12 protein-coding genes and 1 pseudogene are annotated in these 12,375 nt (G+C 71.7%); 9 read left to right on the top strand and 4 right to left on the bottom strand.

Annotation, left to right across the window (positions count from 1 at the left end; genetic code table 11):
* The first annotated feature begins 136 nt into the window (after positions 1–136).
* The 5 genes from AB0H87_RS02080 to AB0H87_RS02100 all read left to right on the top strand — a co-directional run bounded on the left by AB0H87_RS02080 (position 137) and on the right by AB0H87_RS02100 (position 4,760).
* On the top strand, positions 137–1,147 hold the full coding sequence (locus tag AB0H87_RS02080; protein ID WP_360138095.1) for a hypothetical protein: 1,011 nt from the start codon (positions 137–139) through the stop codon (positions 1,145–1,147).
* 134 nt (positions 1,148–1,281) lie between these two features.
* Complete coding sequence (locus AB0H87_RS02085; protein WP_360138098.1) at positions 1,282–1,809, top strand: SigE family RNA polymerase sigma factor; 528 nt, start codon at positions 1,282–1,284, stop codon at positions 1,807–1,809.
* Positions 1,806–2,933, top strand: coding sequence for a hypothetical protein (locus AB0H87_RS02090; RefSeq protein ID WP_360138101.1), 1,128 nt, complete (start codon positions 1,806–1,808; stop codon positions 2,931–2,933). Before AB0H87_RS02085 ends, AB0H87_RS02090 begins: the two co-directional genes overlap by 4 nt.
* A 52-nt stretch (positions 2,934–2,985) precedes the next feature.
* Entirely contained in the window at positions 2,986–4,125 is a 1,140-nt protein-coding gene (locus tag AB0H87_RS02095) for a histidine kinase (RefSeq protein WP_360138104.1), read from the top strand.
* Positions 4,116–4,760, top strand: coding sequence for a response regulator transcription factor (locus tag AB0H87_RS02100; protein ID WP_360138107.1), 645 nt, complete (start codon positions 4,116–4,118; stop codon positions 4,758–4,760). Before AB0H87_RS02095 ends, AB0H87_RS02100 begins: the two co-directional genes overlap by 10 nt.
* Here the strand turns inward: AB0H87_RS02100 and AB0H87_RS02105 are convergent.
* The 3 genes and pseudogenes from AB0H87_RS02105 to AB0H87_RS02115 form a co-directional block, all read right to left on the bottom strand.
* Positions 4,757–6,580 (bottom strand): hypothetical protein, encoded by a 1,824-nt coding sequence (locus AB0H87_RS02105; protein ID WP_360138110.1) that lies wholly within the window; start codon positions 6,578–6,580, stop codon positions 4,757–4,759. The two genes, AB0H87_RS02100 and AB0H87_RS02105, sit on opposite strands and share 4 nt — an antisense overlap.
* Positions 6,581–6,652: 72 nt before the next feature.
* Positions 6,653–7,273: pseudogene (locus AB0H87_RS02110) on the bottom strand (DedA family protein); the annotation flags it as partial.
* Positions 7,274–7,342: 69 nt separating this feature from the next.
* Positions 7,343–7,576 (bottom strand): hypothetical protein, encoded by a 234-nt coding sequence (locus AB0H87_RS02115; protein ID WP_360138113.1) that lies wholly within the window; start codon positions 7,574–7,576, stop codon positions 7,343–7,345.
* A gap of 121 nt (positions 7,577–7,697) precedes the next feature.
* Here AB0H87_RS02115 and AB0H87_RS02120 point away from each other — a divergent pair, with 121 nt between their 5' ends.
* The 3 genes from AB0H87_RS02120 (at position 7,698) to AB0H87_RS02130 (ending at position 11,137) form a co-directional block, all read left to right on the top strand.
* A complete protein-coding gene (locus AB0H87_RS02120; protein ID WP_360138140.1) occupies positions 7,698–9,032 on the top strand; it encodes a hemolysin family protein in 1,335 nt (444 codons plus the stop codon).
* Positions 9,025–10,077, top strand: a complete 1,053-nt coding sequence (locus AB0H87_RS02125) for a hemolysin family protein (protein WP_360138116.1) — start codon at positions 9,025–9,027, stop codon at positions 10,075–10,077. The genes AB0H87_RS02120 and AB0H87_RS02125 overlap by 8 nt, the downstream gene beginning before the upstream one ends.
* Before the next feature lie 106 nt (positions 10,078–10,183).
* Entirely contained in the window at positions 10,184–11,137 is a 954-nt protein-coding gene (locus AB0H87_RS02130; protein WP_360138119.1) for an NlpC/P60 family protein, read from the top strand.
* A gap of 45 nt (positions 11,138–11,182) precedes the next feature.
* Here AB0H87_RS02130 and dcd read toward each other — a convergent pair whose 3' ends face one another.
* Positions 11,183–11,779 carry a dCTP deaminase gene (gene dcd / locus AB0H87_RS02135; RefSeq protein ID WP_360138122.1) on the bottom strand — a complete coding sequence of 199 codons (597 nt, stop codon included), beginning with the start codon at positions 11,777–11,779 and terminating at the stop codon, positions 11,183–11,185.
* Positions 11,780–11,823: 44 nt separating this feature from the next.
* Between dcd and AB0H87_RS02140 the strand changes: the two genes are divergently transcribed.
* Entirely contained in the window at positions 11,824–12,345 is a 522-nt protein-coding gene (locus AB0H87_RS02140; protein ID WP_360138125.1) for a pyridoxamine 5'-phosphate oxidase family protein, read from the top strand.
* Positions 12,346–12,375 lie beyond the last annotated feature (30 nt).

Here is a 12,375-nt window from a genome sequence, read left to right on the forward strand (position 1 = left end):
CCGTTCGGGTGAGTGAAAGAAGGCCGAACGTACTGTCGCCCGGCTCGAACCCGGGTCGCGTCTTGATAGGCGTACAAGACAGCACGACGCCCGGCCGGCGACTTCCTTTCACTTCTCTCGAACAGGGCTCTCTCTGATGAACGCGAAGATCGCTCGCCCTACCCTCGTCGCCGCCGCCGCCACCTGCCTCGCCGGCGCCGCCGTGCTGCTGACCGCCGCCTGCGGAACGGGTTCGGCCGCCGCCGGAAGCCCGGCCTCGGCCCCGACCGTCTCGTCCACCCCGTCGGCTCCGGCTCCGTCGGCGTCCGCGTCCGCGACCGAGGGCTCGGTCGCCGGCCTGCCGGGCTGGCTCTACTACGCCGACTCGGACAAGCTGGTCCGGCTCACCAAGTCGGGTGTGGACACCGTGCTGAAGGCCGGCGCCTACAACGCGAACGTGTCACCGGACGGCGCGTCGGTCGCGTTCGTCGAGAACGACGGGGACCTGGTGGTGGCCGACCGGGACGGTGGCGACAAGCGCACCCTGCTCCGGGACAGCGTCACGCAAGGCCACGAGCCGGTGTGGTCCGCCGACTCGCAGCGCCTGCTGGTCGCGAAGAGCGCCGCCGGCGGTGGCGCGACGATGGGCGTGGTCACCGTGGCGTCGGGCGCCTTCACCGCGTTGCCGCACCAGCCGGAGGGGATCCACCTGGTGTGGTCGGCCGACGGACAGCGGCTGGGCTTCGCGACCGGCACCTGCCGGATCGGCACGGCCGACGCCGACGGCGGCAACTTCCGCCTGGTGCCGGTGTTCGGCGACCTGGGCAACGAGTCGAACCCGGAGCTCCGGCGGAGCTGTGACCCGTTCAGCATCTCGGCGGACGGGAAGCTGATGGCGGTCAACCAGCGCACGGGTGACCAGCCGGACGGTGACATCGGTCGGGACGTGTTCGCGAACGCGGTCGTCGACGTGGCCACCGGTGCGGACGTGCGCCTGCCGGTGACCGGTGCCGTGACCGCGGTCCTGTTCCAGCCCAACGGCGACATCCTCGTGCGGACCAAGGACCACAAGCTGACCCTGCTGGGCGCGGACCGCACGGTCAAGGCTCAGGTCACCGAGCCCGCGGCCGTGCGCGGCCTGGCTCTGCTCGGCTACAGCCCCAACTGACGCGGCTGCCCGCGGCGCTCACGGGGGCGCCGCGGGCAGTCCCGACCCGCGGAGACCCGATGCCGGTCCGGACAGCGACGATGGCGGTACTAGACTCCCCAACCGCTCACGGTTCCTCGTCGATCGGATCAGGCATGGCCACTCGCGAGGACGATTACGCGACGTTCGTCCGGGCCAGAAGCCATGCATTGCTCAGGTCGGCCTACCTGCTCACCGGCGACCAACACCTCGCGGAAGACCTCGTGCAGGAGGCGCTCGCCCGTACGCACCGGTCCTGGTCCCGGCTCCACGAGACCGGAAACGCCGAGGCGTACGCCCGCCGGGTCATGTACCACCTGCAGGTCTCGGTGTGGCGGCGGCGGAAGGTGGCCGAGATGCTCCCCGGCGACCTGCCCGAGCAGACGGCCCGGGGCGGCCACGACGACCCGGACGCGATCGCCTGGCGCATGACCCTCGAACGGGCGCTGGGTTCGCTCAGCAAGCGGCAGCGGGCCGTGGTGGTGCTCCGCTACTTCGAGGACCACACCGAGGCGGAGGCGGCGGACATGCTGGGCGTATCGGTCAGCACGGTCAAGACCCAGACCGCGCGGGCCCTCGAGCACCTGCGCAAGCTCGTGCCGGATCTCAAGGAATTCCGGACCACCGGAGGTACCGGAAGATGAACGACGACGAACTGCGCGAGAGCCTGGCGAACCTCAGCGACCAGGCGAAGCCGGTGGACTTCCTCGACCGGTCGCTGGCCCGCTCGAAGCGGATCGGGCGCAACCAGGCCATCGTCCGGAGCGCCGCGGTGGCGTGCGTCCTGGCCGTGGCCGGCGTGTTCACCTGGCAGCTGGGCCTGCCCGCGACGCAGGGGAACACGCCCGCGGTCGCACCGCCGTCCGCTGTCGACCTGCCATCGGTCTCGCCGTCGCCGACCGCGACGCCGTCCAGCCCGCCGTCCAGCACCCCGGCGGCCGTGGGCTCCATCGTCGGGCTGCCGGGTTGGCTGTACTACGCCGACGCGGACCGGTTGGTTCGATTGACCAGGTCGGGCACGCAGACCGTGCTGAGCGCCGGCGCGTACAACGCGAACGTGTCGCCGGACGGCACGTCGGTCGCGTTCATCGACGGCGACCAGCACGTGGTGGTCGCCGACCGGGACGGGCACGACAAGCGGACCGTCCTGCGGGACAGCATCGACGCCGGCTTCGAGCCGGCTTGGTCACCGGACTCCCAGCGACTACTGGTGGCGAAGAGCGCCGGCGACGGCGGCCGGACGATGGGCGTGGTCAACGTGGCGTCGGGTGCCTTCACGGCGTTGGCGCACCAGCCCGACGGGATGCATTTCCTGTGGTCCGCCGGCGGGCATCGCCTCGGGTACGCGACGGGTGAGTGCCGGATCGGCACGGCCGACGCCGACGGTGGCAACGCCCGTCTGGTGCCGGTGTTCGGCGACCTGGACAGCAAGTCGAACCCGGAGCTCCGGCGGAGCTGTGACCCGTTCAGCATCTCGGCGGACGGGAAGCTGATGGCGGTCAACCAGCGCACGGGTGACCAGCCGGACGGTGACATCGGTCGGGACGTGTTCGCGAACGCGGTCGTCGACGTGGCCACCGGCGCGGACGTGCGCCTGCCGGTGACGGGTGCGGTCACGGCGGTGCTGTTCCAGCCCGACGGCGGCATTCTGGTGCGGACTGAGAACAACAAGCTGACCCTGCTGGGCGCGGACCGCACGGTAAAGGCTCAGGTCACCGAGCCCGCCAACGTGCGCGACATGTCGCTGCTCGGCTACAGCCCGAGCTGAGCGTTTCCACACGCCGCGACCTGCGGAAAACCACAGCTGTACCGTGCAGGCCATGATGGCAGGGCTGGTCGGCGCCGGCGGGCGGCTGTTCGTCGGTGTGTCCGTCGGCGCGGCCACCGCCGTCGCCGAGCTCGCCTTCCTCGGCTGGGCCGCGCTGGTCGCACTGGTCGAGCTGATCCGCGGGCGCCAGCCGGTGGGCATCGAGCGCCCGGCCCGCCACCTCGTCGAGGTGGAGCGCTGGCGGATCACCGCGTTCCTGCCCGGCGGCGGCGCGGTCGAGCACCTCGACGACTATCCCGGGCGCCGCGCCGTCGCGTACCTCGGTGTCCGTTGGCTCGTGGGTCTGCTCGGTGGGTTCGTCGCCCTGCTCTTCCTCTACGGCCTCGGCACCGGCGCGGTCTGGGCCCGGGACCTGTTCGTCGGCCGCAGCAGCGCGTGGCTCGTGTTCGCCCAGGTGGTCGGCGGTCTCGTGCTGTTCTTCCTGGCCCTGCAGGGCTTCCTGGGTGTGGCCGCGCTGGACCGATGGCTCGCGGTGCGGCTGCTGGTGCCGAGCGACCGGGCGCGCTACGAGCGGCGGATCAGCGAGCTGGCGGCGAGCCGCGCCGGCGTGGTCGCCGCCGTCGACGCCGAACGCCGGCGGATCGAGCGGGACCTGCACGACGGCGTGCAGCAGCGGCTCGTCGCCCTCGGCCTGCTGCTCGGCCAGGCCCGGCGCGGCACCGCCGACCGCACCCGGTCCGACGAGCTGGTCCGGCAGGCCCACGACGAGGCCCGGGAGATCCTGGCGGAGCTGCGCGACGTCGCCTGGCGCGCCTACCCGGCCGATCTCGACAACCTGGGGCTCGCGGAGGCGCTGGCCCGGGTGGCGGAACGCGGCGGCGTGCCGGTGACCGTCGACTGCCGGGTCGGCCGGCTGCCGTCCGCCGTCGAGACCGCCGCCTACTTCGTGGTGTCGGAGGCCGTGACCAACGCGGCCAAGCACGCACCGGGCAGCCGGGTCGCCGTCCGCGTGCTGCGCGCCGAGGGGACCGTGCGGGTCACGGTCACCGACGACGGACCCGGCGGTGCCGATCCGGCCGGCGGTGGCCTGTCCGGGCTCGCGCGGCGGGCGGCCGCGCTGGACGGTTCCTTCAGCGTCGACAGCCCGCCCGGCGGTCCCACGACGGTCGAAGCGGAGCTGCCATGCGCGTGATCCTGGCCGAAGACTCGGTGCTGCTCCGGGCCGGCCTGGCCCGCCTGCTGACCGACGAGGGGCACGAGGTCGTCGCCGAGGTGGGTGACGCGTCGGCGCTGCTGGCCGCGGTCGCCGCTGACCAACCCGACGTGGTGGTCGCCGACGTGCGGATGCCGCCCAACCACCGCGACGAGGGGTTGCGGGCGGCGGTCGAGATCCGCAACCGCTGGCCCGCGGTGGGCGTCCTGGTGCTCTCGCAGTACGTCGAGCGCCGGTACGCGGTCGAGCTGCTCACCACGCGCAGCGACGGGGTCGGCTACCTGCTCAAGGACCGGGTGGCGGAGGTCGGCGAGTTCCTGGACGCGCTGGACCGGGTAGCCGCGGGCCGGGCCGCGTTCGATCCGGAGGTGGTCCGGCAACTGCTGGCCCGCACCTCGCACACCGACCCCCTGCGCCGGCTGACCCCGCGCGAGGCCGAGGTGCTCGACCGGATGGCGCAGGGCCACACCAACGCCGGCATCGCGGCCCAGTTGCACGTGTCGCAGAGCGCGGTGGAGAAGCACGTCAACGCCATCTTCGACAAGCTCGACCTGTCGCACACCACCGGCTACAGCCGGCGGGTCCTGGCAGTGCTCCGCTACCTGGGCTCCTAGGGAGTGTCGAACGACTTCCGGGCGCGGTCGAGGTCGCCGTGCAGCAGTTCCGTCCAGGCGTCCAGGACGCCCGCCGGGTCGTAGCGGCGGCGCATCTCGGCCTTGGCGGCGGCCGACCGCTCGGCCCAGACCTCGGGGTCGGCGTTCGCCAGCAGGGCGGCCGCCGCGTCGTCCACCGAGCCGTGGATCCACCGGTCGTCGTACACCGCGCGCACCCCTGGCCAGGGCCGGAACACCGGCACGGCACCGGAGGCCATGGCCTCGGCCGCGGCGAGGTGCACGCCCTCGATGTCGCTCGTCGACAGGAAGCCGCCGACGCGGCGGTACCAGCGGGCCATGTCCCGCCCCGGCGGCTCGAACACCACGCCGGCGCGCAGGATCGCGTCGCGCTCGAGCCGGTCCTCGACCCAGCCGGCGTACTCCTGCTCGGCGCGGTCGACGCCCGCGTGCGTGCTGTCCCGGACGATCGACCGGACGTGCAGCACGAACCGCGGGTCTGCCCGGCGCACGGCGGCGACGACGTCGAGGGCGAGGTCGAGGCGTTTGAGTGAGCGTTCGGTGCCGACCATCCCGATCGCGAACCGGGCGTCCGGCAGCTTGGGCCGGTCGAGCCAGTTGATGTCCAGGAAGTTCGGGATGTAGACCAGCTTCTCCTCGGGCCAGCCGAGCTCGTCGCGGATCCGCGGCCCGAGCGCGGGTGCGATGTAGACGACCGCGTCGACATTGTCGATCTCGATCTGCCGCGGGTACGGCGCGTCGATCTCGAACCGGTGCAGCCGGATCACGAGGCGCTGGTCGGGTCGCTTGTGCTTGGCCAGCCAGACCGCGCTGGGCCTGGCCCACTCGCCGACGATGGTGTCCGCCCGTTCGACGAGCCCGGGGGTGTCCGCCGTGCCGCACGACACGAACTGCCACTCGTCGAGCGTGACCGACAGATCGGGTCGCTCGTCGAGCCGGCCCGCCAGCTCGCGGATGAACTTGAGGTCGAAGCCGGAGACCAGCACCTCGCGGGTGGGACGCAGCCGCGGCGCCCCGGCCGTCAGCGCGGCCGCGAGCAGCTCGCGGGCGCCGCGGTCCTGCGCCGCGGCCGTCCAGTCCGGCGGCGCGTCGGGCAGGCTCGCCCGGGCCTGCCCGCGGCCGTCCTGCGCCCAGGTGAGCAGGTCCGCCGGCGCCCAGTCGGCGGCCAGGCCGCGGCGGCGGCTCATCGCGAACGAGTAGGTGTCGGACGGGTTCCGCCATGCGGCGAGCTGGGCGACGTCGTCGGCGACGTCGGGGTCCAGGCCGTCCTCCGGCGCGCCCGCCGAACACCTTGGACACCGGCGGTCCGGCACGACCGGCGGCAGGATGACGACCCTGGGCCGCGCGGTCGTGACCGTGCGCTCGACGGCGTCGCGCCCCAACTCGCTGTCGGTGACGAAGCCGGCGATCCGCGGTGCCACCTCGTTGACCAGCTGGCCGAACGGCGTGCTGTCGCCCGGCAACCCGCGGGTGGGCGGCAGCGCGAGGGCCCACAGCCGTGCACCGGGCGCGCCGCCGTCGACCGCGGCGAGCGCCGCCCGCAGCGACTCGGCGATCACGATCGCGCCGTCGTCGAGGCCGGGAACGGGCGGCGGGCCGGGATCCGGGACGTTCCTGCGGAAGAGGTCGACCAGCCGCCCGGGACCCTCCGGCCTGGACGGTCGCGCCGCGGCCTGCGTCCAGGTCGCCTCGGCGACGTCCGAACCGGCGGCGGCGAAGGCGGACCGGGCCGCGGTGCGCCAGCAGCACACCCCCGCCACGTCGGGCCACCGGCCGTCGCGCAGCAGCACCAGACGCGGCATCTCTCCCCCTCGGACGGCCGAGCACCCTACGGTACGCGGACCGCCCCGCTACGCCCCGTGCCGGCCCACGGGTCGGCGCAGCCGGTTGACGACGAACCAGGCGACCAGGAGCACGACGGCGCCGATGACCACCTTCTGCAGCACGCCGGCGTACGCCTCGACCCGCCACCACGACTCCCCGAGCTGGTAGCCGGCCAGGACGAAGACCGAGTTCCAGATGAGACTGCCGGCCGTGGTCAGCGCGAGGAAGGTCGGCACCGGCATGCGCTCGACGCCGGCGGGCACGGAGATGAGGCTGCGGAAGATGGGGATCATGCGGCCGAGGAACACGGCCTTCGTGCCGTGCCGGGCGAACCACTCCTCGGTGCGGTCGATGTCCCGCAGGCGGACCAGCGGCAGCCGGGTCGCGATGGCCCGGATCCGGTGCCGGCCGACCGCGGCGCCCACCAGATAGAGCGCGAGTGCGCCGACCACCGAACCGGCCGTCGTCCAGAACAGCGCCGCCGCGACGCTCATGTCGCCCTGGCTCGCGGTGAAGCCGGCGAGCGGCAGGATGAGCTCGCTGGGCAGCGGCGGGAACAGGTTCTCGAGGGCCACGGCCAGCCCGGCGCCGGGCGCGCCGAGGCGCTCCATCAGGTCGACGGCCCAGGCGGCGATGCCGCTCGCGGTCTGCGGTTCGCTGGAAAGGATCATGCGAACGACGCTATGGACGCGGCCGCCCGCCCACCATGCGGCCGACCACCCAGCGACCTGCGGAAAACCTCAGGACTGGCTGTTGGCCCAGCCGTACAGGGCCGCGGCGAACAGCGCCACGACGATCACGATGCGGCCGGCCACCTTGCGGAAGTTCGTCCACATCGCCTTCTGCAGAACCGGCAGGCCCTTCTTCGTCGCCCGGACATCAACGCGGGCGCGGCGGAACCGCTCGGCGAACCAGCCCATGCTCCAGCCGACGACCACCGCGCCCGCGAACGTTGCCAGCACCGCCCCACCCATCAGGCCTCCCGCCGCCGCTCTTCACCCGCCGTGTTCGATCCGTGCCCGACAGCATCGCCGCACGTAGCAGTGGAGGTCAATAAGCCCAAGCGTGAAACAATCCCGCCGAGGTGAACCGATCATCGACGACCTATTGCTCACCACCCTCCTTCCGCTGGTCGGGTTCGTGCTGCTGACCGGCGCCAACGCGTTCTTCGTCGCCGCCGAGTTCGGCCTGGTCACCGTCGACCGGGCGGAGATCGACCGGCGCGCGACAGACGGTGACAAGCGAGCCGGCACCGTCCGTAAGGCGCTGCACGAGCTGTCGTTCCAGCTCTCGGGCGCACAGCTCGGCATCACGATCGCCGCCCTGCTCACCGGCTATCTCGCGGAGCCGGCGCTGGCCAAGCTGTTCCGGCCGCTGATCGAGCCGCTGGCGCACGAATCCACCCGTACGGTGACCACGATCCTCGCCCTCGCCCTGGCCACGCTGCTCTCGATGCTCTTCGGTGAGCTGGTGCCGAAGAACGCGGCGCTGGCCCGGCCGATGTCGGCGGTCCTCGGCACGGTGGTGCCGCTGCGCGCGTTCTCCGCGGTCTTCCGCTGGCTGATCGCGGTGCTCAACGCGTCGGCAAACTGGGTGGTGCGGCGGCTCGGCATCGAGCCGCAGGAGGAGCTGGCCAGCGCCCGCTCGCCCGAGGAGCTGGGTCTGCTCGCCGCCATCTCGGCCCGGGCCGGTGCGCTGCCCTCCGACACCGCGATGCTGCTGCAGCGAACCATCCGGTTCGGCGACAAGCGCGCGGCCGAGGCGATGACCCCGCGGGTCGACGTGATCGCCCTGCCCGGCTCGGCGAGCGTCGCCGAGCTGCTCGCCGCCGCGCAGGAGACCGGGCGGACCCGATTCCCGGTGTACGAGGACACCCTCGACCTGATCACCGGTGTGGTCGCGGTGCCCGACGCGCTGGGCGTACCCCCGGCTCGGCGGACGACCACGACGGTGGCCGCGGTGGCCCGCGAGCCGGTCTACGTCCCGGAGAGTCTCGATCTCGACGGCGTGCTCGCCGCACTGCGGGCGGCGGACGCGGACCTGGCGATCGTGGTCGACGAGTACGGCGGCACCGACGGGGTCGTGACGGTCGAGGACCTGGTCGAGGAGCTGGTCGGTGAGATCGCCGACGAGTTCGACCCGGAGGCGGTCGAGGAGACGGGCGCCGTCGAGCTGACCGTGCCGGGCGGCGAGCGGACGTTCCTCGTCGACGGCATGCTGCGCGCGGACGAGCTGGCCGAGCTGACCGGGTTCCGGCTGCCCGACGGTCCCTACGAGACCCTCGCCGGCTTCCTGATGTCCCGGCTGGGGCACATCCCGGTGGCCGGCGAGGAGATCCGCGACGCGGGTTGGGAGTTCACGGTCGTGGAGGTCGAGCGGCACCGGATCGAGCAGGTGCGCGTCGTCAGCCCGGAGGCCGAGCATGCTTAACCTGCTGATCACGGTCGCGCTGATCCTGGGCAACGCGTTCTTCGTCGGCAGCGAGTTCGCGCTCATCGCGTCGCGCCGCACCGCCATCGAGCCGCTGGCCGGCACGTCCCGGCGGGCTCGGATGACGCTCTCGGCGATGAACCAGATCCCCCTGATGATCGCCGGCGCGCAACTCGGCATCACCATCTGCTCGCTCGGCCTCGGCGCGATCGCCGAGCCGGCCATCGCGCACCTGTTCGAGGGCCCGTTCCACGCGGTGGGCCTGCCGGACGCCGCGGTGCACCCGGTGGCGTTCGTCCTGGCGCTGATGATCGTGGTCTACCTGCACACGGTGATCGGCGAGATGGTGCCCAAGAACATCGCGATCGCCGGCCCGGAGACGTCGGCGCTCTGGCTCGGCCCGGCGATGCTGGCGTTCTGCGTGGGGACCAAGCCGCTGCTGGTCGCGCTCAAGTGGGTCTCCCGCGTCGTGTTGCGTCTCTGGCGCGTCGAGGCGACGGACGCGGTGAAGACCGTCTTCACCGCCGAGGAACTGGCCGGGCTGGTCTCGCAGGCGCGGACGGAGGGGCTGCTCGGCTCCGAGGAGCACGCCCGGATCACCGGCGCGCTCGCGTTGCACGACCGCACCGCCGTCGCCGCGATGCGCCCGTGGTCGTCGGTCACCACCGTCGCCGAGGACGTGTCGCCGGCGTCGCTCGAGGTGCTGGCGACGCGAACCGGGCGGTCGCGCTTCCCGGTCGTGCAGCGCAGCAGCCGGCGGGTGCTGGGCTTCGTGCACGTCAAGGACATCATCGGGTACGCGGGTGCGAGCCGGACGGCGCCGGTGCCGGCGGACATGATCCGGCTGCTCACGGTCGTACCGCCGGATCGCAGCCTGGCCGATCTTCTGCTCTCCATGCGGCGGGAGCGGCAGCACATGGTGTTGGTCAGTGACGGCCGCGCACCTCTTGGAGTAGTGACTCTCGACGATGTATTGAATGCGGTTGTCGGTCAGGGCAATTCGGGCTTTCCCGGCGGAGGTGTTACACCGCCCGTACCCGCCTGACAGCGCAGCGAATGCGGCCTTGCGGGCTGTTTCGCCATTCCCTAATGTGTTTCCTCGGCGGCGTAACCCCCACGCCCACTCAGTCTCACTACGGGAGGCAATCGCCTTGCGCGCGTCCCGGCCGTTAGTCCATGTGCTGCTGGCCCTTTCCTTCGGCGTGGTCGCCGCCGTGCTGCCGGCCGGCGTCGCTGCTGCGGCGCCCAGCCCGCAGCAGATCGAGGCGGAAATCGACAAGAAATGGCGCCAGCTCGAGCCCGTCATCGAGCAGTACAACAAGGTCCACTCGGACCTTCAGAAAAACCAAAAGAAAGCTAAAGACTTACAAAAGAAAATCGAGCCTTTGTCGCTGCGGGCTGACATCGCGCTCGACCGGATCGGCGTCATCGCGGCCCAGCACTACAAGGCGGGTCCGACCGGCGAGCTGAGCATGCTCCTGTCCGGGGCGAAGACCGGCGACCTCACCGACCAGCTCGTGATCATCGACATGCTGGCCCGGCACGAGCAGGCGCAGATCGCCGACGTCGTGAAGGCGCGGGACGCGTTCAACGCGCAGAAGGCAAAGCTCGACAGCCTCGTCGCGGCCAACAAGAAGAGCGACACCGAGCTCGCGGCGCGCAAGAAGCAGATCGCCGCTGACATCAAGAAGCTCGAGGCGTCGCTGCCGCCGACCCGGGTCAACGTGGCCAACTGCCCGAAGATCACGACGAAGACGACCGGCGAGGCCACGGCGGTCAAGACGGCCTGCGCGCAGGTCGGCAAGTCCTACGTGTTCAACACGGCGGGTCCCAACACCTTCGACTGCTCGGGCCTGACGCTCTACGCCTGGGGCAAGGCGGGTGTGTCACTGACGCACTACACCGGCGACCAGTGGGACGAGACCTATCCGGTATCCAGCCCACGCGCCGGTGACCTGGTCTTCTTCTACAGTCCGATCAGCCACGTCGGCCTCTACATCGGCAACGGCCAGATGGTGCACGCACCGCGGGCCGGCAAGCCGGTGCAGGTGTCCAGCGTCAACACGATGCCGATCACGGGCTACCGATCGGTGAAGAAGCGCTAGGTTCGTTGCTTTGACGGCGGGGGCCCTCGGGCCCCCGCCGTTCGTTCATGCCTCTGTCTCCGGCGGCGCGGTCGGCCAGGTGCGCCAGTTCTGCCAGGCCCGGCTCGGCGTCGGGCCGCGCTGACCCTGATAGCGGGAGCCGTACACGGCCGCGCCGTAGGGGTGTTCGGCCGGCGACGACAGCCGGAAGATGCAGAGCTGGCCGATCTTCATGCCGGGCCAGAGCATGATCGGCAGGTTGGCCACGTTGGACAGCTCCAGCGTCACATGGCCGGAGAACCCCGGGTCGATGAAGCCCGCGGTCGAGTGGGTCAGCAGCCCGAGCCGGCCGAGGCTGGACTTGCCCTCCAGGCGCCCGGCGAGCCGGTCACCCAAAGAGATGACCTCCATCGTGGAGGCGAGCACGAACTCGCCCGGGTGCAACACGAACGGCTGACCGTCCGGCACCTCGACCAGCGACGTCAGCTCGTCCTGCTGCACGGCCGGGTCGATGTGCGTGTAGAGGTGGTTGTTGAAGACCCGGAACAGCCGGTCGAGCCGCACGTCGATGCTGGACGGTTGCACCAGCGCGGGCTCGAACGGCTCCAGCGTTAGGGCGCCCGATTTGATCTCCGTGACCAGGTCACGATCGGAGAGCAGCATTGAATCACCCTATGGTTCGTACGTATGTACGATAGAATCACTCCATGGCTTCCTGGTCTGAGTTCGCCGCTGATGAGCCGCGACTTGCGCGGGCGATCCACGCCCTCATGCACCAATACGGCCCCGGCCTGGGCTACCTCGCGACCGTCCGCGCAGACGGCGGCCCGCGGGTGCACCCGGTCTCACCGGTGATCACCGATGACGGGCTGTTCTGCTTCGTCGTCGACTCACCCAAACGTCGCGACCTCGAGCGCGACGGGCGCTACGCGCTGCACTCGTTCCCACCCGAGGACAGCGACGACGAGGCCTACGTGGCCGGGCGGGCCGAGCCGGTCAGCGACCCCCGGCTGATCGAAGCCATCGCGACCGACCTACGCGCCGAGCCCCGCGGCGACTGGCGGCTCTTCGAGCTGACGGTCGAGGTGGCGATGATCGCCCGCCGGGCCGCCGGCCCCGAGGTGCGCATCTGGCTCGACCCGACGTCGGGCCGCCCACGCCGATCAGCCACGCGCCGGCCGGGTCGCTCACCGGTGCGGCGGTCCTGTAGGCGGCACCGATCGGCGTGAATGTGGCTTTCATGAGCGTTCACGCACCCC

Origin of the sequence: Asanoa sp. NPDC050611 (assembly GCF_040654855.1) — a bacterium.
Lineage (GTDB): Bacteria > Actinomycetota > Actinomycetes > Mycobacteriales > Micromonosporaceae > Asanoa.

What these genes read in the sequence shown, in the direction of transcription:
- AB0H87_RS02085 (WP_360138098.1), top strand. Translation starts at nt 1,282, where the DNA reads ATGGCCACTCGCGAGGACGATTACGCGACGTTCGTCCGGGCCAGAAGC.
- AB0H87_RS02095 (WP_360138104.1), top strand. Translation starts at nt 2,986, where the DNA reads ATGATGGCAGGGCTGGTCGGCGCCGGCGGGCGGCTGTTCGTCGGTGTG.
- dcd (WP_360138122.1), bottom strand. Translation starts at nt 11,779, where the DNA reads ATGCTGCTCTCCGATCGTGACCTGGTCACGGAGATCAAATCGGGCGCC.
- AB0H87_RS02100 (WP_360138107.1), top strand. Translation starts at nt 4,116, where the DNA reads ATGCGCGTGATCCTGGCCGAAGACTCGGTGCTGCTCCGGGCCGGCCTG.
- AB0H87_RS02105 (WP_360138110.1), bottom strand. Translation starts at nt 6,580, where the DNA reads ATGCCGCGTCTGGTGCTGCTGCGCGACGGCCGGTGGCCCGACGTGGCG.
- AB0H87_RS02115 (WP_360138113.1), bottom strand. Translation starts at nt 7,576, where the DNA reads ATGGGTGGGGCGGTGCTGGCAACGTTCGCGGGCGCGGTGGTCGTCGGC.
- AB0H87_RS02125 (WP_360138116.1), top strand. Translation starts at nt 9,025, where the DNA reads ATGCTTAACCTGCTGATCACGGTCGCGCTGATCCTGGGCAACGCGTTC.
- AB0H87_RS02090 (WP_360138101.1), top strand. Translation starts at nt 1,806, where the DNA reads ATGAACGACGACGAACTGCGCGAGAGCCTGGCGAACCTCAGCGACCAG.
- AB0H87_RS02080 (WP_360138095.1), top strand. Translation starts at nt 137, where the DNA reads ATGAACGCGAAGATCGCTCGCCCTACCCTCGTCGCCGCCGCCGCCACC.
- AB0H87_RS02140 (WP_360138125.1), top strand. Translation starts at nt 11,824, where the DNA reads ATGGCTTCCTGGTCTGAGTTCGCCGCTGATGAGCCGCGACTTGCGCGG.